Below are 23,364 nucleotides of genomic sequence, written 5' to 3' on the forward strand. Positions count from 1 at the left end.
CCGGCGCGCGCGGCGAACAATCCCGAGACCGACTGCACCGGGCGAAGATCCGGCAGCGGCGGTTTTTGCCTGATGGGCGCTGAACAAGGGTGATCGCATGAACGCTGCCGGGATCAAATGGGACGAGTGCTGTGATGTGCTGGTGGTTGGCTCGGGAGCCGGGGGCATGACCGCGGCATTGCGCGCCCACGACCTGGGCCTGAATGCGCTGCTGATTGAAAAAAGCGGCGAGTACGGTGGTACTTCGGCGGTGTCTGGCGGCGGGATCTGGATCCCCAACAACCATCGGATCAACGCCATCGGCGGCAGCGATTCGACGGCCGAAGCGATCGCCTATATTCGCGCCGTGACCCATGGTGAGATCGACGACGGGCGTATCGAAGCCTATGTCGAGCACGGCCGCGAGATGGTCGAGTACCTCGAACACCAGACACGTGTGCGCTTCGAGGCGCAACCGCGCTACGCCGACTACTACCCGGAAGTCGAGGGCGGAAAACCGGGCTATCGCTCCATGGATCCGCAACCGTTCGATGCCGCCGAACTCGGCGAAGAGTTCCTGCGTATGCGCCCACCATCCCCTGGCACCCTGATGATGGGCCGTATGGCGATGACCATGAAGGAAGCGCAAGTGTTGCTCTGCCGTGGTCCAGGCTGGTTGCGCCTGACCCTGCGGGTGATGTGGCGCTACTGGCGTGATCGCGAGGGGCGGCGCTTGTCCCGTCGTGACCGTTTCCTGACCCTGGGCAATGCCTTGATCGGAGCCTTGCGCTGTTCGTTACAGGATCGCGGCAAGTCGCTGTGGCTCAACTGTGCGCTCGAAGAACTGCTGCTGGTTGGCGACCGGGTTGGCGGGGCGCGGGTCAATCGCAACGGTCAGTTGCTCAACGTCAAGGCGCGCTACGGGGTGATCATCGCCGCCGGTGGTTTCGAGCGTAATCAGGCGATGCGCGAGCAGTACTTGCCGCAGCCGTCCCAGGCGAACTGGAGTGCCACGCCGCCGTACAACACCGGCGACGGCATCCGCGCCGGCCAGGCCCTTGGTGCGCGAACCGCATTGATGGAACACAGTTGGTGGGCGCCGACCACCCATGTGCGTGGCGAAGAAAAACAACGTGCACTGTTTGTCGAGCGGACTCTGCCGGGTTGTGTGATGGTCAACGCGGCGGGCGAGCGTTTCGTCAACGAAGCCGCGCCCTACACCGATATCGTCTATGCCATGTATGCCAACAACCGTGAAGGCGCGGCGAGCGTGCCGTGCTGGATGGTGTTCGACGCCGAGTTTCGCCGCAAGTACCCGTGCGGCGCCTTGCTGCCGGGCTATGCCCAGCGTGACTGGCAGTTGCCGCAACACCTGCGCGATTACTTCCACAAGGCGTCGAGCCTGGAAGAGTTGGCGACGACAATCGGCGTCAATGCGGGCGGGCTGGCGCGCACCGTGCAGCGTTTCAACGCCATGGCGGTGCAAGGCGTCGATGAGGATTTCCACAAGGGCCAATCGCTGTTCGACCGCTACTACGGCGACCCGAACGTGCAGCCCAACCCCTGCCTGGCGCCGTTGCTCAAAGGCCCGTTCTACGCAGTGCGCATCGACGCCGGGGACATCGGCACCAAGGGTGGCCTGCTGACCGACGTGCATGCCCGTGTGTTGCATGAAGACGGCGAACCGATCAACGGCCTGTACGCCATCGGCAACAGCGCCGCTTCAATGATGGGCCGCACCTATCCAGGTGCCGGTTCGACCATAGGCCCGGCCATGACCTTTGGTTACCTGGCGGCCAACCACATCAAGCGCCAGAGCGAAACCGCTTCGGCGAGAACCTTGCTCGGGAGTGTCGAATGAACAGTCAGCGTCCACAGATCGCCGTAGTGACCGGTGCCAGTCGCGGGGTGGGGCGCGGCATCGCCCTGGCTTTGGGGGCAGCGGGAATGACCGTGTATGTCACCGGTCGCGCCCCCGAACAGGGCGGATCGAATCTGTATGGGCAGGCGTTGCGTGGCTCGCTGCAAGACACCGCGGCGGCGATTACCGCCGCGGGTGGCCGCGGCATCGCAGTGGTTTGTGATCACGCCGATGACGCACAGGTGCGGGCGCTGTTTGCCCTAGTGGCGGAGGAATGCGGGCACCTGGACCTGCTGGTAAACAACGCAGCGTTCATCCATGACCAGTTGATCGAACCCGGTCCGTTCTGGGCCAAGCCGCTGGAGCTGGTATGCATTCTCGATGTCGGTCTGCGTTCTGCGTACATCGCCAGCTTCTACGCTGCGCCGTTGTTGCTCAAAAGTGTCCAAGGACTGATTTGCTTCACCTCGTCGTTCGGTGCCGGGTGCTACATGCATGGCCCGGCGTACGGGGCGCAGAAGGCTGGTGTCGATAAGCTGGCGGCGGACATGGCGATCGATTTCGAAGGGCAGGGCGTGGCGGCGCTGTCGCTGTGGCTTGGTCCGCAGTTGACCGAACGCACGAAGATTGCCGGTGAAGTGCATGGCGAGCAGTACCAGGCGTTTCTCGCCCACGCTGAAACCCCGCAATTCAATGGGCGGGTGATTCACGCGTTGCTCAATGATCCGCAGTTGATGGCGTTGTCCGGGCAGACCCTGATCACCGCCGAAATCGCCCCGGGCTATGGCATCAGCGAAGCCGAAGGCCGCCAGCCACCCTCGCACCGCGCCATGCTCGGCGACCCGCGCCAGCAGCATCCGGCGCGGGTGCTCTGACTGGTCATCTCGGCAACACAAAATCTGTGGGAGCGGGCTTGCCCGCGATGAGGGTGTCAGCTTCAACACTAATATTGACTGACACACCGCCATCGCGGGCAAGCCCGCTCCCACAGGTATTTAGTTGCTCAAGTGTTACGGGCAGTCAGTCGACGCCCCCCACAGCCCACTCGCGCAACACATTCTTGGTCACTTTACCCGCCGCATTGACCGGCATGCTTTGTAGCACCTGCAACCGCCGCGGTACCTTGTAATTGGCCATCTGCTCACGGCACCAGGCGAGGAAGCGGGTTTGCTCGATCTCGACGCCCGGTACCGGCAATACAAACGCCATCGCCACTTCGCCGAGACGTTCATCGGGAATACCAATCACCGCGACCTGAGCCACTCCCGGATACGTCAGCAGGCACTGCTCGATCTCTGCCGGGTAAACATTGAAGCCACCGGTAATGAACATATCCTTGAGGCGGTCGGTGATGCGCAGGTAACCCTGTTCATCGAGCATGCCGATGTCGCCCGTGTGCAGCCAGCCGTCGGCGTCGAGAATCTGCGCGCTGGCGTGCGGATTGTTGAAATAGCCTTGCATCAGGTTGTACCCGCGAATCTGCACCTCACCAGGAGTGTTCGCCGGTTGGCTGCGACCGTCGCTGCCGACACACCGCACTTGCACGCCAGGCATCGCCCGGCCGCTGGTGTTGGCGACCAGCTCGGCAGAATCACCCGAGCGGCAGATCGTCGCGAACCCGCAGACTTCCGTCAGGCCATACGCGGTGACGATGGTGGCGAAACCTAGCTCGTCGCGCATGCGCCGGATCATCTCCACCGGAATCGCTGCCGCGCCGGTCACTGCCACGCGCAACGAACTCAAATCGAATTCGCCCCGTTGCGGATGAGCCAGCAACGATTGATACAACGTCGGGGGCCCGGGCAACACGGTGATGCGTTCACGCTGCACGCAGTCGAGCACGGCCTGCACGTCGAACACTTGCTGCGGCAGGATCGTGCAGCCGCGCATCAGCGCCGCCAGCCAACCGGCTTTGTAGCCGAAGGAGTGGAAGAACGGATTGACGATCAAGTAGCGATCACCTTCGCGCAAGCCGACGATATCGCTCCAGTCGCGCACGATCCGCAGGTTCTGGCCGTGGCTGGTCATTACCCCTTTGGGTTTGCCGGTGGTGCCGGAGGTAAACAACAGATCGGATAGCGTTTGTGGCCCGACATGCTGTTCGCGGGTGCGCAAGGCCAGTTGCGGCACATCGCTGGCCAGATCCATAAATCGCTGCCAACTCAACGTGCCCGAACCCGCGCTGCGCAAGCTGACGATGTGGCGCAGCGCCGGCAACTCCTCTGTCGCCAGCATGCCCGGGTAATCGGCCCCCAAAAACTCACCGATGGCAAACAGCACACAGGCTCCGCTCTCACGCAGGATGTAGGCCGCCTCGCTGCCTTTCATCCGGGTATTGAGCGGCACCAGGGCCGCGCCCACACTTTGCAGGGCGCCGGCAGCGACAATCCATTCCCACACATTGGGCGCCCAGATTGCCACGCGGTCCCCGACCTGTACGTCGAGGGCCAGCAGCGCGCGGGCAGCCTGGCCGCGCAACTGGTCGAGTTGGCGATAGTTGATCGTATGGCCCGCATCCTCGATGGCCGGGCGTTCGCCATAAACCTGGGCGGTGGTGGCGAACAGTTGAGCGAAAGTCTGAGCGGTGGCGACAGGCGGCATGGGGCCTCCCCGGTTAGAAGACAGTTGCGAAAAAAGGGAGTAGACCGGGCAGGGCGCCCGGTCGGAATGCGAATTACTGGGCGGGCGGGGCGAAACGGCGACCGGCGGAGAAACCACCGTCCACGGCGATCATCTGGCCGCTGACAAACGAAGCATCATCGGACGCCAGGAACAACGCGGCAGCGGCGACTTCTTCCGGTTGTCCGGAACGGCTGAGCATGTGTTGCGAGGCAAAGAAGGCATGAAACGCTTCTTGCTCACGGACCATGCTGGTCATCGGTGTTTCGATCAGGCCCGGGCACAAGCCATTGACGCGCACATTGGCGTGGCCGTAGTCGATGGCCATGGAGCGGGTCAACTGGTTGATGCCGCCTTTGGCAACGTTATAGGCGACGTTGTTGTCGCACGCTTGCAGGCCGAAGATCGATCCGATGTTGATGATCGAGCCGCTGCGCTGCTCAACCATCGACGCCACCGCGTATTTGCTGGTGAGCATGCTGCCGGTCAGGTTGATGTCCATCACCCGTTGCCAGTTGGCGGTGGTGGTCTGGGTGACGCTGCCCTGGTCGGCGACGCCGGCGGCGTTGACCAGCACGTCGATGCGCCCGAAGTGGCTGACGACTTCTTGCATGACCTGCTGCACCTGCGCTTCGTTGCGCACATCCAGGGTCATGAACAGGCCGGGAAAGTCTGCCGGGGCGCTGCCGATGTCCAGCCCGACCACTTGCGCGCCTTCAGCGGCAAATCGGCGCACACAGGCCAGACCGATCCCCGAAGCGCCGCCGGTGACCACCGCGACGTTATTCTGCAAACGAGCCATAACTGCACCTCTTTTATTGTTGTGGGCTAATGCTGGGGTCGAGTCTAACCGCAGACCGGGCCCCAGTGATCGTCCAATGAGACTAAGCAACAGATCCCCCGTCGTGCACATTTCAACTGTAGGAGCGAGCCTGCTCGCGAAAAACGTCCGGGCACCGCTTTCATTCTGACAGGACACGTTATCGTTGACGTTCATCGCGAGCAGGCTCGCTCCTACAGGGGGCGGCGCATCTTCAGTCAGGGAATTTCAGGCGTACCCGGGCACCGGTCGGGCGGCTCTGGCAGGCCAGGGTCCAGCCTTCGGCGAGCTCCTTGGGGGTCAGCACATCGTTGCGTGCCAACTGGACCTCACCTTCCTTGACCACGCACATGCAGGCCCCGCAAAAACCTTCTTCACAGGACGACGGCACATCCAGGCCGGCGGTCTTGCAACTTTGCAGCAGGGTATCGCCGGGTTGACAGGCGATTTCATGTTGCTGGCCATCGAGCTCGACGATCAGCGCTTCGCATTGCGAATTCATGGCCGCAGCTCGTGCCACGGCTGCTTCGGCCAACAGTTCATCGGGATCCGGTGGTGAGACAAACCGCTCGACATGAATGCATTCGCCCGGCTCGCCCAGCGCCAGCAACGTGCGCTCGACGGTGTCCATGAACGGACCCGGCCCACAAATGAAGTAATCACCGCCGGCCGACCCGTGCAGCAGATGACGGACCTGATGGTCCGTCAGGAAACCCTGCACTGAATCCAGGACATGCACCACGTGCAGTTGATCAGGATGCGCCTTGATCAACCGGCACAGCTCGTCCTTGAAAATCACCGAGGCTTCATCGCGGTTGGCGTAGATCAGTTTGATCGGCCGCCGGCCGCTATGCAGCACGGATTTGAGGATGGAAAACACCGGAGTAATCCCCGAGCCTCCACCGAACAGCACCAATGGCCGGTCTTGCTCGGCCTGTCGTTCGTCCAGGCAGAACAGCCCGGCCGGTGGCAGCACTTGCAGCCAGTCGCCGACCTGCACTTCGTTCATCCAGTTCGACACCCGGCCGCCGTCGACCCGTTTCACCGTGACCTTGGGCAGCGCATCCGCGAGGGGCGAGCTGGCCATGGAATAGCAGCGGGTCAACACCTTGCCGGCGCAGGGCACGCGAAAACTCAGGAACTGGCCCGGTTTGTAGCGAAAGCGCTCGCGCAGCGGTGGCGGTACATCCAGCACTAACGAGCGCGCGTCAGCGGTTTCGTCGATCACCGCGCACACTTGCAGGGAGACGCTTGCCGTTGTTGATTCGGCCGGGGACAGGTTGTGTTGTTGCGTGCCCATGTTCACCTCGGCCTCAGAGCCCGCTGATCAGTTGGGCGTTGTCGACACGGATCTCGGCACCGTTGACGAATCGCGACTCGTCGGCGGCCAGGAACAGCACCACGTTGGCTATGTCCCGGGGCGCGGCCATCCGGTTCATCGGATCCTGGTCCAGCGCTTCCTGTGGGATCGCCTGTCCACCGGCCAGTGCCTGGGTCATTGGTGTGTTGACGCCATCCGGGTGCACGCTGTTGCAGCGGATGCGATAACCCTGCTGCTTGCAGTGCAGGGCAATCGAACGGGTCATCGCCGCCACCGCGCCTTTGGAGGCTGAGTAGGCGCAGAACATCGGCATCGCGCCCAATGCGGCCACCGACGACATGTTGATGATCGAGCCGCCGCCGGTTTCCTTCATCGCCTGGATTGCGTACTTGCAGCCGAGGAAGTAGCCGTCGCCGTTGATCTTGTGCACCTTCTGCCACAGCTCCAGGGTGGTGTCTTCGATGCTGCCAAGGGCCAGGATCGCGGCGTTATTGACCAGCACGTCGAGGCGGCCGAAGTGTTCGACGGTGGTTTTCACCACGTTCTGCCAGTCGCTTTCGTTGGCGATGTCGTGACGGATGAACAGCGCGTTGGCGCCGATTTGCGCAACCACCTGGCGACCGGCCTCTTCGTTGAGATCGGTCAACACTACTTTGGCGCCTTCGCGGGCCAGCAGCAGGGCGTCTTCGCGACCGATGCCGCTGGCGGCGCCGGTGATGATGCAGACTTTGCCTTCTACACGTTGCATTGTTGTTCTCCTGATCGTGCGGTTTGACGTGCGAATTGGTCGGCCACGTGGGCGGCAGCCCGGCGACCGGAATAGATGCAGTCGGCCAGGGACAGGCCGGAGACATACAGGTTGGAAGCGACCCCGACCGCATTGCGGCCGGCGCTGTAGAGTCCATTTATTGGCTGGCCGGCGTGGTCCAGTACCCGACCGCTGGCCTCGCAGACCTTCAGCCCGCCCAGGGTGATGACCGGGCAGGGGAAGAGTTTGCTGTCGAAAGACAAGTCGAGGGCGTACCACGGACCGTGTTCGAGGTTGGCAAGCATCGCGACGGATTTGCCGAATTCATCGGCGATCTCACCGCGCGCTGCGCGGCAATAGTCTTCGACACTCTGGCGCAGCCGTTCCGGTGCGAGGTTGCAGCGTTGGGCCAACCCGGCCAGGCTGCTGCTGCGCTTGGCGTTGAACAGCAGGTTGAGCAGCACCGGCAGGCGCTGGAAATTCCACACCTTGCCCAGGCCGACCTGACTCAGCGCTTCACGCACCAAGGCCCGGTTGAGAATCAGAATGGCGCGGCCGTCCTGTTCTTCGACCATGGCGTGGCCAAGGGTCGCACCGTAGATTTCTTCGTTGGCGTAACGCTCGCCGCGAGCATTGACGATCAGCCCGCGGGCCCAGGCCAGTGGCGGGTTGATAAAGCGCCAGGCGCTGACCTTGTCCATCCGCGCAACGCTGCCGCCAACGCTCTGGCCCAGGGCAATGCCGCTGCCATTGCACCCAGTGGCGCCAAGCGGCAGACCATTGAGGTACTGCGGCGCGTGTAGGCGCACCAGGTCGCGATTGAAAATAAAGCCGCCGCTGCTCAGCAGCACGCCGTGTTCGGCGCGTATCAACTGGCGGATGGCACTGGTCTGCTCGATACGGTGCTGATGAGCGCGCAAGCGGTCGGCCAATGTCGGCGCGTACATATGAATGGCGGCAGTCCAGCGCGACAGGCGCGCATGTTGCTTGGCAGCGCGGCTACCTGCCGGCAACTGCCAGGCTTCGACGCCGAGGACCTGGCCGTCGCGGTCGAGCACCAGTCGCCGCACTTCGCACTGGCTGCGCAGGCGTGCACCGTGACGCAACGCGCTAGCCTTGAGCGGGGCGAACAGGCTGGCGCCGGACATGCCCGGGCCTTTGGTGCGGTGGCCGCGGGGGGCTGGCTTGGCGCTGGCGGCATAAGCCGGCACGGCTTCATTACCGGAGTAATAGAGGTAGAACTGGTCGCTTGGGTACGAGGTCTTGTGCGGCGGAACGCTGGCCTCGAACGCCACCCCCTGACGTTCGAGCCAGGCCAGTTGTTCGCGGCTATCTTCGCAGAACCCTCGCAATGTCTCGTGGCTGACTGCTTCGCCGACTTCCTGGCGCAGGTAGTTGAACATGGCTTCGCTGGTGTCTTCATAGCCAGCCTGGTGCTGATACGGCGTACCGCCGCCGGCGTAAACCACGCCGCCACTGAGCACCGTGGCGCCGCCGCCTTCGAAGCGATCCAGTGCCAGCACTGACAGGCCGCGAGTGCTGGCTTCGATGGCGGCACAGGCGCCGGCACCGCCGAAACCGACCACCAGCAAGTTGCAGCGATCATCCCATGGCAACTGGTCGGCGCTGTCCACTCGCAACGCCGTCAAACCGTTCAAGCCGTCCATGCCCAGGCCTCAGCCGGCTACAGCAAAGGAAGGGGTTGGCTTGGCGGTGGTGGTGTAGCTGCCGTCGAGATAGACCAGCGGGGTGATGGCGTCGCTGGTATGGATCTGCAGGATGCGCCCGATAAATACGGTGTGGGTGCCATAGCTGAAGTGACCGTCCTGGCGGCAGAGGATTGCCGATTGCGCGTCACCCAGGTAGGGGATGCCGCCTGCGCTGGTCAGCCAGTTGCCACGGTCGAAACGTGCTTCGCCCTTGATCGCCCCGCTGCACAGGTGCGCCAGGTCTTGTTGCTCGACTCCGAGGATGTTCACGCAGAAGTCCGCGCCGGTCGCCAGTGCGGCGTGGGGTGAGGCGGTCTTGTTGACGCAGATCAGCAGCGACGGTGGTTCGGTGCTCAGGGAGTCAACAGCCGTGGCGGCCATGGCGAAGCGCTCGGAGCCGTTGCTGGTACTGATTATGGTGACTGACTTGGCCAGGCGGCGCATGGCCTGGAGCATGTCGGCTTTGAGATTGACGTCGTTCATCGCACTGGGCCTTTTTGTTGGGATGGAGTGCGATGAATTCTTGCTCTGGCGTCCTTCTTCAACATCGTCCGAGGGGACTAGGCCTGCGAGGCCTGCTGGCTGCCATTTATGTTGAATGGGCCGGCCTCATCGCTGGCAAGCCAGCTCCCACAGGTTTCAGCTGTGAGCACAGATCTTGTGAACACCTGCAATCACTGTGGGAACTGGCTTGCCAGCGATGACGGCCTGCCAGGCAAAACAATTCTCCACCTCGACATGGTCCGTTTGAGGGATGTCCCCCGCGTTGCGCATTGTTTGAATGCCAGTGTAGGGGCGCTACACCCGCCCCGTTGCACGCGCGCCCCGGCGGATGGGGTGAACCATGGAGAACAATAAAAATGCTCAACCAAGACCTGATTCGCCAGCGTCTGAGCCAACGTGCCCGCGAGCTGGTGCCGGTCCTGCGTGAACGCGCCCTGAGTGCCGCGCAAGCAGGCCAGTTGCCTGAAGAAACCCTGAAGGATTTCCACGACGCCGGGTTCTTCCGCATCCTGCAACCGTCTCGCTGGGGAGGTTATGAGCTGGAGCCCAAGGATTTCTTCGACGTGCAGATGACCCTGGCCGAGGGCTGCATGTCCTCGGCCTGGGTGCTGGGGGTGGTGGCGATCCATAACTGGCAACTGGCGCTATTCGACGACCGCGCCGCGCAGGATGTATGGGGCAGTGATTCCAGCGTGCTGATCTCGTCTTCCTATATGCCGGTAGGCAAGGTCGAGCAGGTCGAGGGTGGTTTCAGATTGAGCGGTCGCTGGGGGTTTTCCTCCGGCAGCAAGCATTGCGAGTGGGTGTTCCTCGGAGCGCTGGTACCGCCGGAGGAGGCGGGCGGGGCGCCGGATTATCGGACGTTCCTGGTGCCGCGCAGCAACTATCAGATTCTCGACAACTGGAACGTCATGGGCCTGGAAGCCACTGGTTCCCACGACATTCTGGTGGAGAACGCCTTCGTTCCCGAGTACCGCAGCCATCGCGCGCTCGATGGATTCATGCAGGACAGCCCGGGCAACGCGGTCAACACCGCTCCATTGTTTCGTTTGCCGTTCGGGCAGATTTTCGTGCGCGCCGTTTCGTCCTCGGCTATCGGCGCCCTGCAAGGCGCGGTAGACCAGTTTGTCGAGCACAACCGCGCCCGGGTCGGGGTCAACGACGGTCGCAAGATGGTCCAGGACCCGGCCGCGCAATCGGCACTGGCCAACGCCATGGTCTGCGTCGATGAGTGCAAGACCGTGCTGTACCGCAACTTCGCGCTGATGCTGGAGCGGGCGCAGCAAGGTGAACCGTTGAGCATGCCGGAGCGGGTGAAGATGCGTTACGACTCGGCACTGGTGGCCGACAAGTGCGCCAAGGCCGCCGGCGACCTGATGTTCAACAGTGGCGCCTCGACCATCTTTCACAGCCATCCAATCAACCGGGCGTTCCGCGACATTCACGCCGGTCGCGCCCACGTGGCCAATAGCCCGGCCAAGTACGCCTGGAACCTCGGCGGCGTGTGCATGGGGCAGGACAGCAGCGACTTTTTCCTCTGAGCCCTCCCTACCTATCAGCTAGTCCGTTTGCGTGATTCGAGCGCCCTGCCAATACCTGAGCATGGGCGCAAGGCACAGGTCTCTGGCGCCGACTGCGCATCCAAATAAGCACAAGGATCAACCATGAAATTTTCCCTGATTTACGAAGCCCAGACGATGGATTCCAGCCGCGAAGGCGACCGCAAGATTTTTGAAGATACCGTCGAACAGGCCGTGCTGGCCGACAAGCTCGGCTTCGACACTTTCTGGTGCGTAGAGCACACGGCCCTGAGCAATTACTCGCACATGTCCGCCCCGGAAACCATGCTGGCCTTCGTGGCCGGCAAGACCGAACGCATCGGCATCGGCCACGGCGTGGTCTGCCTGCCACCGGCGATGAATCATCCGGTGAAGGTCGCCGAGCGCATCGCGACCCTCGACCTGCTGTCCAAGGGCCGTGTGCACTTTGGCGTCGGCAAGGGCGGTACCCAGCAGGAGGCCGGCACCTTCGGCTACGACCTGGCGACCCTGCAGCCGCAGATTGACGAGATGATGTACCTGATCCCGAAGATGTTCGTGCAGGACGAGATCGAGCACAACGGCGACTTCGTGCAGATCCCCAAGCGTCCGATCCATCCAAAGCCTTACCAGGACCCGCACCCGCCGATGTACCTGGCGTGCACCAACACCGAGTCACTGAAAAATGCCGGTGGTCGTGGCATGGGTGCCCTGGTGCTGGGCTTCGGTGGCCCGGAAGAGATTGCCAAAAAGGTTGAGGTCTACCATACGGCCTACGACAATCGTGATGAGAAGAAACAGGTCGGCTTTCGCCCCAACCGTCACATCGCCGCGCTGTGCCCGGCTATCGTTCTGGAAGACAACGCCGAAGCGCGTCGTATTGGCATTCGTGGCCAGCGTTACTTCATGGAGTCCCTGGGCTACTGGTACGGCGGTGGCGAGCGTCCGGACCCGGAGAAGTGGAAGGACGACACCTTCGTCGATGGCAATGGTCAGAGCGTGATCAAGTCGCGCTTCGCCTCCGAAGAAGTCAGCGTCGACTTCTCCGACCCGACGATGGCGATGATGAACCCGAACCATGCCTACGGCACGGTCGAGGATTGCATCAACTATGTGCAGCGCCTGATCGACGCCGGCGCCGACGAAATCCTGTTCATCTGCCAGATGGGTACCGTGCCGCAGTGGGCGCAGTTGGAGACCTTGAAGAATATTGGCGAGAAGGTGATTCCGCACTTCCGCAAGGGTTGAAGAACAGCCCGCTCACGCCTCATTACCTGTGGGAGCTGGCTTGCCAGCGATGAGGGCTTCACATTCAACATCTCTGTTGGCTGACCGCCATCGCGTTCAAGCCCGCTCCCACAGGTTCAGTGTCATGCCCCAATTCCATATTTTTTCAGGCCTGGTACGGACGTCAGGCCAACTTTCCAACGGGTCCCCAAGGCCCGTTTTTTTATGCCCGCACCAATCTTGACCACCACATACCACTTGTAGGAGCGAGCCTGCTCGCGAAAAACAGAAGAGCGCCGCGGAGTGTCAGGTTTCCAGCGTTATCGTCGGCGACCATCGTCGGAACGCCGCCCGGAGCAGGCTCGCTCCCACAGTTTTTATGTGTGTACCCCATCCTTTGCGCTAGTCCCATTGGACGATGTTGCCCCTGCCCGAACCCGCTTGAATAGGTCCACATAAAGTCACCCCCGGCAGTTGCCGAAGGGCGGCACGGCCTGAGCAGAACGAGGAGTGCATCCATGGATATCCGTGGTCTGGGTTACGTCACCCTGTTGTCCAGCGACCTGGCGCAATGGCGCCATTACGCAGGCCAGGTGCTGGGCATGATGGTCAGCGGCGACGATGAGCTTGTGTACCTGAAAATGGACGAGCGTCATCACCGCATCCTGGTGCACAAGAGTGCCGAGAACGGTTTTGGTGCCTGCGGCTGGGAAGTGGCCGGCAAAGCTGCGCTCGAGCAGGCGGTGCTCGAACTGCAACACGCCGACGTTCAAGTAACTCGCGGCACGACAACCGAGGCCGAGCAGCGCAAAGTCCAGGAGCTGGTGCACTTCAGCGACCCGGATGGCAATCGCCACGAAATCTTCTGGGGGCCATTGCAAGACTTCTCCCGATTTGTCTCGCCAGTTGGCGTCAAAGGGTTTGTCACCAACGACCTCGGCATGGGCCACGTCGTACTGCCAGCGCCAGCCTTCGAGCGCTGCCGCGACTTCTACGAACAGGTGATGGGTTTCGGCCTGTCGGACCTGATGAAGGTCCGCTTCACTGCGGACCCGAGCGAGCCGCAAAAGCGCATTCACTTCCTGCACTGCAACAACGGCCGTCACCATTCGCTGGCGATTTTCGAGTGCCCGATGCCCCACGGCTGCGTGCACATGATGGTCGAGGTCAACGCGCTGGATGAAGTCGGCCGCGCCCTGGATCGCGTCCACGCCAATGGCGTGAAGCTGTCGGCCACGCTCGGCCAGCACACCAACGACCAGATGATTTCTTTCTATATCAAGACCCCGTCCGGGTTTGACCTGGAATACGGCTGCGATGGCCTGGTGGTCGACTGGGACCGCCACACGCCGTTCGAAAGCACCGTGGTCAGCCACTGGGGCCACGACTTCAGTGTCGGTCGCCAATGAGGAACAAGACGATGGACAAGCAAATGAGTACCGCCGAGATCGTCGGCCAATTGCGTGACGGCATGACCATCGGTATCGGTGGCTGGGGACCGCGGCGCAAGCCGATGGCGCTGGTGCGCGAGATTCTGCGCTCGGACCTCAAGGACCTGACTGTGGTCGCCTACGGCGGGGCCGATGTCGGCATGCTCTGCGCCGCCGGGAAGATCAAGAAGCTGATATTCGCCTTCGTCTCCCTCGACTTCATTCCCCTGGAGCCGTACTTCCGCAAGGCGCGCCAGGAGGCGGCGCTTGAGGTGATGGAGATCGACGAAGGCATGCTGTTGCTCGGTCTGCGGGCGGCGGCGATGAATGTGCCGTTCATTCCGACCGCTGTGGGGTTGGGCACCGATGTGCTACGCCACAACCGGCAGATTAAGTTGATCGCCTCGCCTTACGCCGATGGCAAGGACTGGGTTGCCATGCCGGCGCTCAAGCTCGACGCGGCGCTGGTGCATGTCGATCGCGCCGACAAACGCGGGGTGTGTCAGATCAGCGGCCCGGATCACTACATGGACGACCTGTTTGTGCGCGCCGCGACCCACAGCTACGTGACCTGCGATGAATTGGTCGACAGCGAGTACTTCCATCAGGACCGCGCCCACGCCCATCAAGTGTTCTGGGAACGCAACCTGACCACCGCCGTGGCCCACGTGCCAGGCGGGGCGCATCCGTCTTCGTGCGCGCCGCTGTACGGTTTCGATGTCGCGCACTTCAAGGCCTACAACGCCACGGTGCAGGCGGCCGATGGCTGGCAGGGCTACGTGCGCGATTACGTCGACTGCACCCACGAACAATATCTGGAAAAGGTCGGCGGCCTGGCTGCGATCCGTGAACTGCCGTTGCCGATTTTCTAAGGGAACCTTCCGATGAGCACTACTACTTACAGCCTCGCCGAACTGATGATCTGCGCGGCCTCCGACGCCTGGCGTGAAGACGGCGAGATTCTGGCCAGCGGCATCGGCGTGATCCCGCGCCTGGCCGCTTCGCTGGCCATGCTGACCAGCAACCCGCAGTTGCTGATGACCGACTCCGAAGCCTACATGGTCGCCGAACCGGTGCTGTTGGGTGCACGCAAGGGCTACGAGCCCAAGCGCGACAGTTGGATGGGTTTCTCGCGGATTTTCGACAACGTCTGGGGCGGCAAGCGCCATGCGCTGGTCGGCCCGACCCAGATCGACCGTTACGGTCAGGCGAACATTTCCTGCATCGGTGACTACGCCAAACCCAAGGCGCAGATGCTCGGCGTGCGCGGTTTTCCCGGCAACTCGATCAGCCACGCCAACTCCTTTTGCGTGCCGAGTCATAACCGCCGGGTGTTCGTCGAAGGCGAGGTCGATATGGTCGCCTCGGTCGGCTACAACCCGGCTCGTCTGGCCAGGGGCTGGTCGCTGGACGAGATCGACATACGCCTGATCATCACTGATCTCTGTGTCCTGGATTTCCAGGGCCCGCAGCGGCAGATGCGCATCCGTTCGCTGCACCCCGGCGTGACGGCGGCGCAAGTCCAGGACAACACCGGTTTTGAATTGCATGTGCCGGACAACTGCCCGACTACCGGCGCTCCGACGGCCGAGCAATTGCAGCTGATCCAGCGCCTGGACCCGCACAACCTGCGCGCCCTGCAACTCAAAGACAACCCGCCAGGCCAACGCTGAGCTACGCGTTGCGGAGAGAAGTGATGGCTGAAGATAACGACAAGAATGCGGCCCAGGTGGTGCTTTACGAGGTGCGCGGTGCGGTGGCGCTGGTCACCATGAACCGCCCCGAGTACCACAATGCGCAGAACTCGCAGATGACCTACGCGCTGGATGCGGCGTTTCGTCGGGCCTGCGCTGACGACGAAGTGAAGGTCATTGTGTTGCGTGGCGCCGGCAAGCATTTCTCCGCCGGGCATGACATCGGCACCCCGGGTCGTGACGTCGACAAGACGTTCGACCGTGCCAGCCTGTGGTACGACCATGTGAACAAACCGGGCGGCGAGTTTTTGTATGCCCGCGAACAGGAAGTCTATCTGGGCATGTGCCGCCGTTGGCGCGAGATGCCCAAGCCGACCATCGCCATGGTCCAGGGCGCGTGCATTGCCGGTGGGTTGATGCTGGCCTGGGTCTGCGACCTGATCGTCGCCAGCGAGGAGGCCTACTTCGCCGATCCGGTGGTGCGCATGGGCATTCCCGGGGTCGAGTACTTCGCCCACGTGCATGAACTCAATGCGCGCATCGCCAAGGAGTTCCTGTTCCTCGGCGAGCGCATGCCGGCACCGCGGGCCTATCAGATGGGCATGCTCAACCGGGTGGTGGCTCGCGATGAGCTGGAGCAACAGACCCTCGACATCGCCGGACGCATCGCGCAGATGCCACGCCTGGGCCTGCAACTGAGCAAGCAGGCGGTGAACAACGCCGAAGATCTGATGGGCAAGCGCGCGACCATGGACATGGTGTTCGGCCTGCATCACTTCGCCCATGCCCACAATGAGCTGGTGTCCGGCGACCGCCTCGGCGGTTACGACGCCAAGGCCATGGCCAGTTCCCAGCGCAAAACGGGCGAGGCGTGAACATGGCGATCTCGTTGAATACCCGTTTGACCGAACTGCTCGGTTGCCGCTACCCGATCATCCAGACCGCCATGGGCTGGGTCGCCGATCCAAAACTGGTAGCGGCCACGGGCAATGCCGGTGGTTTCGGTTTTCTCGCCGGGGCGACCATCGAACCGCTGCAGATGGAAGCGGCGATCATCGAAACCCGGCGCCTGACCGATCAGCCGTTCGGGGTGAATTTCCATATGTACCAGGCCAATGCCGACGAGATCGTCGAGCTGGTATTGCGCCACAAAGTTCGCGCGGTCAGCTACAGCCGTTCGCCGGGCAAGCAAATGATCAGCCGCCTGAAGGACGCCGCAGTGGTGTGCATCCCCACGGTGGGCGCGCTCAAGCATGCGCAGAAAGCCGTGGAAATGGGCGCCGACGCAGTGACGGTGCAGGGCGCGGAGGGCGGGGGACACACCGGTAGTGTGCCGACCTCGCTGCTGCTGGATCAAGTGGTCAACGCGGTGGCGGTGCCCGTGGTCGCGGCGGGTGGCTTCAAGGATGGCAGGGGCCTGGTTTCGGCCCTGGCCTATGGCGCCGAGGGCATCGCCATGGGCACGCGCTTTCTGATGTGCGCCGACAGCCCGGTGCCCCAGGCGACCCTGGCCCGTTACCTGGCGGTCAAGGACCCGGCGGCCATCATCATCAGCCGCGCCATCGACGGCATGCCACAACGAATGATCCGCAACGAATTGCTCAACCAGCTGGAAAGCAGCGGCGGTCTCAAGCGTCTGTTGCTGGCGTTGCAGAGTGGCCTGGCCTACCGCCGCCACACCGGCGCTAGCCTCATGCAATTGCTCGGTAGCGTCTTGAAGATGCGTGGCGCCGGGGAGCTGACCGCCGCGCAAAGCATCATGGCCGCCAACGCGCCGATGGTGATCCAGAAAGCCATGGTCGACGGGCGTCCGGCAGAGGGTGTGCTGCCTGCCGGACAAATCGCTGCATCCATCGACAGCTTGCCCAGCTGCGCCCAATTGATTGAACAGATCGTCCGCGACGCCGAAGCGCGCCTGGGCGAGCTATGCCGCCGTGTGTCGTGAAGGGGCCATGCATTGTGAAGGAAGGAAACCATGAAACCATTTAGCGTGAGTATTGATAGCGGCATCGCAGAGCTTGTGTTCGACCGGCCACCGGTCAATGCCTTCAGCAGTCAGGGATGGACGGATATCGCCAGCGAGATCGAAAGTCTGGGTCGCGACAGCGATGTGCGGGTAATCGTTATCCGTGCTGAAGGCCGCGGTTTCTGCGCCGGGGTCGACATCAAGGAACTGGCCGCCGACGGCAACCTGATCGTCGCGGTGAACAAGGGCAACTACGACAGCTTCAAAGCCATCCACCGCAATCCGAAACCGGTGATCGTGGCCGTGCACGGTTTTGTGCTGGGCGGCGGCATCGGCATATGCGGCGCTGCCGACATTCTGGTGGCGTCCGAATGCGCCACTTTTGGCGTACCCGAAGTGGATCGTGGCGCCATGGGCGGCGGTGCGCATTTGCAGCGTTTGTTCCCGGTGCAGAAAGTCCGCCACATGTACTTCACCGGCGAACCGATCAGCGCTGCCGAAGCGTACCGATTGGGCGCAGTCGAGCGGGTGGTCAAGCGCGAAGACCTGCGCGAAGCCGCGTTGCAGATCGCCCGCACCATCGCCGCCAAGAGCCCCGGCATGATCAGCCTGGCCAAGGAAGCGCTGAGCGGCATCGAAGACGGCAATCTGGAAGACAAGTACCGCTGGGAGCAGGGCTTCACCCTTGAAGCCTACCGCTCACTGGACTCTCAGGAAGCACGCGACTCGTTCGTCGAGAAACGCGATGCCCGATTCAACGGCTGAAGGCATACTCATGGACCTGACCTATACCCCGGCCCAGCAGGCTTTTCGCGCCGAAGCGCGGAGCTGGCTTGCGGCCAACGTACCCCGTGAACCGCTGCAATCGTTCGACACCGAGGCTGGCTTTGCCGAGCACCGCGCGTGGGAAGCCAAACTCAATGAAGGCCGTTGGGGCATGGTCACCTGGCCGACCGAACTCGGCGGGCGCGGCTGCGACCTGATCGAGTGGCTGATTTTCGAAGAGGAATATTACCGTTCCGGGGCGCCGGCACGGGTCAACCAGAACGGCATTTTCCTGCTCGGCCCGACCCTGATGGAGTACGGCAGCTTCGATCAGAAGGCACGGTTTCTGCCGCGCATGGCCACCGGTGAAGACATCTGGGCCCAGGCCTGGTCCGAGCCAGGTGCCGGCTCGGACATGGCGGCGATCCGCTCCAAGGCGGAGCGGGTGGGCAACCATTACGTGATCAACGGCCAGAAAACCTGGTCTACCCGCGCAGTGTGGGCCGATTGGGCGTTCGGTATTTTCCGTACCGACCCGCAGTCCCAGCGCCATCACGGCCTGACCTTCATTTTGCTACCGCTGGACACACCAGGCATCACCGTGCGGCCGATTCCCCAGCTCAACGGTTTGCCGGGGTTCGCCGAAATCTTCTTCGACGACGTCAAGGTACCGTTGGAAAACGCCCTCGGTGGCGAAGGCATGGGCTGGCATGTGGCGATGTCCACCGCTGGTTTCGAACGCGGTTTGTTGCTGCGTTCACCGGCGCGCTTCCAGGAGACCGCCAAGCGTCTGGTGCAGCTGTACCAGGCCAACCGCGAGCAGGCCGATCGTGACCCGGCCATTGGCGAAGCGGTGATGCGCGCCTGGCTCGATGCCGAGGCCTACACCCTGAGCACCTACATGACCGCCTCGCAACTGGTGCAGGGCGGCAAGATCGGGCCGGAATCGTCGACCAACAAGATCTTCTGGTCGGAGCTCGACCAGCGCATGCACGACACCGCTATGAGCATTCTCGGCCTACGCGGCGAATTGCTACCCCAAGCCCCGGCTGCCGGTGATGTTGGCCATTGGCTGGAAGGTTTCCTGTTTGCCCAGGCCGGGCCGATCTACGCCGGTACCAACGAGATCCAGCGCAACATCATTGCCGAACGCATGCTCGGCATGCCGCGTGCCTGAGGAATAGACCATGGACTTTAGTTTCAGCCGCGACCAACTGCTGTTTCAGGACAACGTCCGCAGCTTCCTGATCAATGAAGTCACCCCGGAACGCATCCGCGAACTGTGGCAGAGCGACAACGGGCGCAGTGACTCACTCTGGGCGCAGCTTGTGGAGCTCGGATTGACCGCGCTGACCGTGCCCGAAGCGCAGGATGGTATGGGCATGAATGAGCTGGACTTCGTGCTGATTGCCCAGGAATGTGGTTACGCCGGTCTACCCGAGCCGCTGGTGGACACCATGCTGATCGGCGTGCCGCTGCTCGCCGCCCTTGATGAGCAACACGCGTCGCTCAAGCAAACTTGGCTGTCGCGAGTGGCCGAGGGCCGTGCACGTCTCGCCGTTTCTGAACCGGGCAACCCGCTGGTCAGCGATGCCCATGTCGCCGATCTGCTGTTGTTGGCCAATGGCGACGAAGTGCACGCCCTGGAGCGTGATGCCGTGCGTCTGACCCGCAACGAATCGGTCGACCCGAGCCGCCAGCTATTCCAGGTCGAGTGGACACCAACGCCTGCCACCTGCGTCGCCAGCGGCGAACACGGCCGGCGCTTGTGGGCGGATGCCTGCAACCGTGGTGCCCTCGCCAGCGCCGCGCAATTGCTCGGGCTGGCCAAGCGTATGGTTGACCTGGCGGTGGACTACACCTTCGAGCGCAAGCAGTTCGGCAAACCTGTGGGGTCGTTCCAGGCGGTCAAGCATTTGATGGCTAACGTCGCGGTGCAGATCGAGTTCGCTAAAGGCCCGCTGTATCGCGCCGCCTATGCGGTCGCAAGGCAGCAAGCCAATCAGGATGTCTGCGTCTCCCACGCCAAGCTGGCAACGGCGCAAGCGGCCATGCTCGCCGCGCAGAACAGTATCCAGGCACACGGCGCCATGGGTTACACCTGGGAAGTCGACCTGCACCTGTTCATGAAACGTGCCTGGGCGCTGGACAAGGTCTGGGGTGATCGCGGCCACCACAAGGGGCGGATCCGCGCGGCGCTGTTCGATGGCAACCCTGCGCTTGGGGCGGGCAGTACGTTCTAACCCGTCATTAGAGGGGGACTGCATCCCTGTGGGAGCGAGCTTGCTCGCGATGAGGCCGGCACATCCAACATCGATGTTGACTGACACTCCGCCATCGCGAGCAAGCTCGCTCCCACGGGTTTTTCGGCGCTCTTAATACCCGATTTCATTTTTTTCACCGAGGTAGACCATGCCTGAAGCCTATATTGTCGACGCCCTGCGCACGCCCACCGGACGGCGCAAGGGTGGTTTGAGCCAGATTCACGCCGCCGACCTGGGCGCCCACGTACTGCGTGCACTGGTCGAGCGTAACGGCATTGCCGACGAGGATTACGACGACGTGATCTTCGGTTGCGTTGATACCATCGGCCCACTGGCCGGGGACATTGCCCGCACCAGTTGGCTGGCCGCCGGTTTGTCAGAATCGGTACCCGGCACCACTATCGACCGGCAGTGCGGTTCGTCCCAGCAAGCGGTGCACTTCGCCGCACAAGCAGTGATGAGCGGCACCCAGGATGTGGTGATCGCTGGTGGTGTGCAGACCATGACCCAGATCCCGATTTCCTCGGCGATGATCGCCGCCGAACCGTTGGGCTTCACCGATCCGTTCAGTGGTTCCGCAGGCTGGGTGCGCCGCTATGGCGCGCAACCACCGACGCAGTTTCGTTCGGCGCAGATGATTGCCGAGAAATGGGGGCTGTCCCGGGCGCAGCTTGAAGCCTATTCGCTGGAGTCCCATCGACGGGCCTTGCAGGCCATCGAACAAGGGCGGTTCAACCGTGAAATCGTGCCGCTGGCCGGGTTGATTCATGACGAAACGCCGCGCCAGACCAGCCTTGAGAAAATGGCCGAACTGGAAAACCTGTTCGGTTGCGACCGGGTGACCGCAGCAGTGTCGAGTCAGACCTGCGATGCGGCCAGCGCGATGTTGATCGTCTCTGAAGCGGCGCTCAAGCGGTACGGCCTGACACCGCGTGCACGCATCCATCACCTTAGCGTGCGCGCTGAAGATCCGATCTGGATGCTCACCGCGCCGATTCCGGCCACCGCCTACGCACTCAAGCGCGCCGGGATGAAGCTGGAAGACATCGACCGCGTGGAAATCAACGAAGCGTTCGCCTCGGTGGCCATGGCGTGGCTCAAGGAGACCGGTTATCCCCATGAGCAAACCAACGTCAATGGCGGGGCCATCGCACTCGGTCATCCACTAGGCGCCACCGGCACCCGCTTGATGTGCACCTTGCTGCACGAACTGGAACGCAGCGGCGGTCGCTACGGTTTGCAGACCATGTGCGAAGGCGGCGGCCAAGCTAACGTGACGATTATCGAACGCCTGTAAAACCAGATGTACACCGACCCCCTGTGGGAGCTGGATTGCCAGCGATGGCATCACGGCGGTGGACCTGACACACCGCGGCGCCTGCATCGCTGGCAAGCCAGCTCCCACAGGGGATTGTATTGAGCAGTAAAGAATCTGAAGGATGTAGAACATGAAAATCTGTGAAAACCGCGTGGTGATCATCACCGGCGCAGGCGGTGGTCTGGGGCGGGCCTACGCCCTGGCCTTCGCTGCAGAAGGCGCAAAAGTTGTGGTCAACGACATCAACCGTGAAGCGGCGCTGGCTGTGGTAGCCGAGATTCTGGGGCAGGGCGGTAGCGCCGTGGCCAACAGCGACGATATCACCCGCTATGACTCGGCGGCGCTGATCGTGCGCCAGGCAATTGAAACCTTCGGCGATCTGAACGTGGTGGTCAACAATGCCGGTATCTGCCGCGACCGCATGTTCGCCAGCCTGACCGAAGCAGACTGGGACGCCGTGGTGGCCGTGCACCTCAAGGGCCATTTCTGCATCGCCAGCCACGCCGTAAAGTACTGGCGTGAGCAGGCCAAGGGGGGAGTGAAGGTCGATGCGCGGATCATCAATACCAGCTCCGGTGCCGGTTTGCAGGGTTCTATTGGCCAGTCCAACTATGCGGCGGCCAAGGGCGGTATTGCCGCGCTGACGCTGGTGCAGGCCGCAGAACTGCGCCGCTATGGGATCACCGTCAATGCTTTGGCCCCGGCCGCGCGCACCGGCATGACCGAGCAGGTGTTCGCCGAGACCATGAGAAAGCCTGAAGCAGGCTTCGATTACTTTGCCCCGGAAAATGTCGCGCCACTGGTGGTGTGGCTCGGATCCGCAGCTAGCGCCGAGGTCACCGGGCAGATGTTCGAAGTCGAGGGCGGCAAGTTGTCGGTTGCCGACGGTTGGCGCCGCGGCCCGCAGTTGGACCGTCAGGGCCGCTGGGCGGTCGCCGAGATGGGTGAGGCGATTGCACAGTTGATGACCCAGGCCGTCCCGGCGGCGAAGGTTTACGGCAGCTGAAAAAGAACGGTCTCGGGAGGGCGCGGATGGCTATAATCGGCGCACGTTCCCTCCTGTCAACACACGAGACTGCCATGACTATTTCTCTGTACGCTGCATCCGTTCCGGTCTTCAAGCAAATGCTCAACGCCCTGAGCGATGTGCTGAACAAGGCCGAGGCCCATGCCACGGCCAAGAACATCGACCCTAATGCCCTGCTGCAGGCGCGCCTGTTCCCGGACATGTTCCCGTTGGTACGTCAGGTGCAGATCGCCGTCGATTTCGCCAAGGGCGTTTCGGCCCGCCTGGCTGAAGTCGAGCTGCCGAAGTACGACGACAGCGAAGTGACCTTCGCTGAGCTGCAAGTGTTGATCGCCAAGGTCCTGGCCTTCATCGACGGCATCCAGCCTGCGCAGATCGATGGCAAGGAAGGCATCGAGATCGTTACTCGTCCAGGCACGCCTAAAGAGAAGCGCTTCAGCGGCCAGTCCTACCTGCTGACCTACGGCCTGCCGCAGTTCTTCTTCCATGTCACCACCACCTACGCGATCCTGCGTCACAACGGTGTGGAAGTCGGCAAGCGCGATTACATGGGCGCGTTCTAAACCCCAGCGCA

Annotated in this window: 21 protein-coding genes; 15 read left to right on the plus strand and 6 right to left on the minus strand. The window is 62.6% G+C overall.

Annotation, left to right across the window (positions count from 1 at the left end; genetic code table 11):
- Positions 1-97 precede the first annotated feature (97 nt).
- The gene (locus tag QMK50_RS22700) at positions 98-1,840 is read left to right on the plus strand and encodes an FAD-binding protein (RefSeq protein WP_320334010.1); all 1,743 of its coding nucleotides are present in this window, start codon (positions 98-100) and stop codon (positions 1,838-1,840) included.
- On the plus strand, positions 1,837-2,715 hold the full coding sequence (locus tag QMK50_RS22705) for an SDR family NAD(P)-dependent oxidoreductase (RefSeq protein ID WP_320334011.1): 879 nt from the start codon (positions 1,837-1,839) through the stop codon (positions 2,713-2,715). Before QMK50_RS22700 ends, QMK50_RS22705 begins: the two co-directional genes overlap by 4 nt.
- A 145-nt stretch (positions 2,716-2,860) precedes the next feature.
- Here the strand turns inward: QMK50_RS22705 and QMK50_RS22710 are convergent, their stop codons facing one another.
- The 6 genes from QMK50_RS22710 to QMK50_RS22735 all read right to left on the minus strand — a co-directional run bounded on the left by QMK50_RS22710 (position 2,861) and on the right by QMK50_RS22735 (position 9,540).
- Positions 2,861-4,441 (minus strand): FadD3 family acyl-CoA ligase, encoded by a 1,581-nt coding sequence (locus QMK50_RS22710; RefSeq protein WP_320334012.1) that lies wholly within the window; start codon positions 4,439-4,441, stop codon positions 2,861-2,863.
- Between the two features lie 73 nt (positions 4,442-4,514).
- Entirely contained in the window at positions 4,515-5,261 is a 747-nt protein-coding gene (locus QMK50_RS22715) for an SDR family oxidoreductase (protein WP_320334013.1), read from the minus strand.
- A 232-nt stretch (positions 5,262-5,493) separates the two neighbouring features.
- A complete protein-coding gene (locus QMK50_RS22720; protein WP_320334014.1) occupies positions 5,494-6,579 on the minus strand; it encodes a ferredoxin--NADP reductase in 1,086 nt (361 codons plus the stop codon).
- Between the two features lie 13 nt (positions 6,580-6,592).
- Positions 6,593-7,348: a glucose 1-dehydrogenase gene (locus QMK50_RS22725; protein WP_320334015.1), complete on the minus strand. Its 756-nt coding sequence runs from the start codon at positions 7,346-7,348 to the stop codon at positions 6,593-6,595.
- Positions 7,336-9,015: an FAD-binding protein gene (locus tag QMK50_RS22730; RefSeq protein ID WP_320334016.1), complete on the minus strand. Its 1,680-nt coding sequence runs from the start codon at positions 9,013-9,015 to the stop codon at positions 7,336-7,338. Before QMK50_RS22730 ends, QMK50_RS22725 begins: the two co-directional genes overlap by 13 nt.
- 9 nt (positions 9,016-9,024) lie before the next feature.
- Positions 9,025-9,540: a flavin reductase family protein gene (locus QMK50_RS22735; RefSeq protein ID WP_320334017.1), complete on the minus strand. Its 516-nt coding sequence runs from the start codon at positions 9,538-9,540 to the stop codon at positions 9,025-9,027.
- Positions 9,541-9,917: 377 nt separating this feature from the next.
- Here QMK50_RS22735 and QMK50_RS22740 point away from each other — a divergent pair, with 377 nt between their 5' ends.
- From QMK50_RS22740 to QMK50_RS22800, 13 genes are all read left to right on the plus strand, one after another.
- On the plus strand, positions 9,918-11,102 hold the full coding sequence (locus QMK50_RS22740; RefSeq protein WP_320334018.1) for an acyl-CoA dehydrogenase family protein: 1,185 nt from the start codon (positions 9,918-9,920) through the stop codon (positions 11,100-11,102).
- Between the two features lie 123 nt (positions 11,103-11,225).
- The gene (locus QMK50_RS22745) at positions 11,226-12,347 is read left to right on the plus strand and encodes an LLM class flavin-dependent oxidoreductase (RefSeq protein ID WP_320334019.1); all 1,122 of its coding nucleotides are present in this window, start codon (positions 11,226-11,228) and stop codon (positions 12,345-12,347) included.
- A 497-nt stretch (positions 12,348-12,844) separates the two neighbouring features.
- On the plus strand, positions 12,845-13,735 hold the full coding sequence (locus QMK50_RS22750; RefSeq protein WP_320334020.1) for a VOC family protein: 891 nt from the start codon (positions 12,845-12,847) through the stop codon (positions 13,733-13,735).
- Positions 13,736-13,746: 11 nt separating this feature from the next.
- Complete coding sequence (locus QMK50_RS22755; protein WP_320334021.1) at positions 13,747-14,628, plus strand: CoA transferase subunit A; 882 nt, start codon at positions 13,747-13,749, stop codon at positions 14,626-14,628.
- 12 nt (positions 14,629-14,640) lie between these two features.
- Entirely contained in the window at positions 14,641-15,429 is a 789-nt protein-coding gene (locus tag QMK50_RS22760; RefSeq protein WP_320334022.1) for a ketoacid CoA transferase, read from the plus strand.
- Between the two features lie 23 nt (positions 15,430-15,452).
- Positions 15,453-16,325, plus strand: a complete 873-nt coding sequence (locus tag QMK50_RS22765; RefSeq protein ID WP_320334023.1) for an enoyl-CoA hydratase — start codon at positions 15,453-15,455, stop codon at positions 16,323-16,325.
- A gap of 2 nt (positions 16,326-16,327) precedes the next feature.
- Positions 16,328-17,395, plus strand: a complete 1,068-nt coding sequence (locus QMK50_RS22770) for a nitronate monooxygenase (RefSeq protein ID WP_320334024.1) — start codon at positions 16,328-16,330, stop codon at positions 17,393-17,395.
- 30 nt (positions 17,396-17,425) lie between these two features.
- Positions 17,426-18,181 (plus strand): enoyl-CoA hydratase family protein, encoded by a 756-nt coding sequence (locus QMK50_RS22775; protein ID WP_320334025.1) that lies wholly within the window; start codon positions 17,426-17,428, stop codon positions 18,179-18,181.
- Positions 18,182-18,191: 10 nt separating this feature from the next.
- The gene (locus QMK50_RS22780; RefSeq protein ID WP_320334541.1) at positions 18,192-19,358 is read left to right on the plus strand and encodes an acyl-CoA dehydrogenase family protein; all 1,167 of its coding nucleotides are present in this window, start codon (positions 18,192-18,194) and stop codon (positions 19,356-19,358) included.
- A 10-nt stretch (positions 19,359-19,368) separates the two neighbouring features.
- The gene (locus tag QMK50_RS22785) at positions 19,369-20,424 is read left to right on the plus strand and encodes an acyl-CoA dehydrogenase family protein (RefSeq protein WP_320334026.1); all 1,056 of its coding nucleotides are present in this window, start codon (positions 19,369-19,371) and stop codon (positions 20,422-20,424) included.
- Between the two features lie 169 nt (positions 20,425-20,593).
- Complete coding sequence (locus QMK50_RS22790; RefSeq protein ID WP_320334027.1) at positions 20,594-21,742, plus strand: acetyl-CoA C-acetyltransferase; 1,149 nt, start codon at positions 20,594-20,596, stop codon at positions 21,740-21,742.
- Between the two features lie 151 nt (positions 21,743-21,893).
- On the plus strand, positions 21,894-22,769 hold the full coding sequence (locus QMK50_RS22795; protein ID WP_320334028.1) for an SDR family oxidoreductase: 876 nt from the start codon (positions 21,894-21,896) through the stop codon (positions 22,767-22,769).
- A gap of 74 nt (positions 22,770-22,843) precedes the next feature.
- Positions 22,844-23,353: a DUF1993 domain-containing protein gene (locus QMK50_RS22800; protein WP_320334029.1), complete on the plus strand. Its 510-nt coding sequence runs from the start codon at positions 22,844-22,846 to the stop codon at positions 23,351-23,353.
- Positions 23,354-23,364 lie beyond the last annotated feature (11 nt).

The organism is Pseudomonas sp. P5_152 (genome assembly GCF_033989915.1).
In the GTDB taxonomy this organism is placed as follows: Bacteria; Pseudomonadota; Gammaproteobacteria; order Pseudomonadales; family Pseudomonadaceae; genus Aquipseudomonas.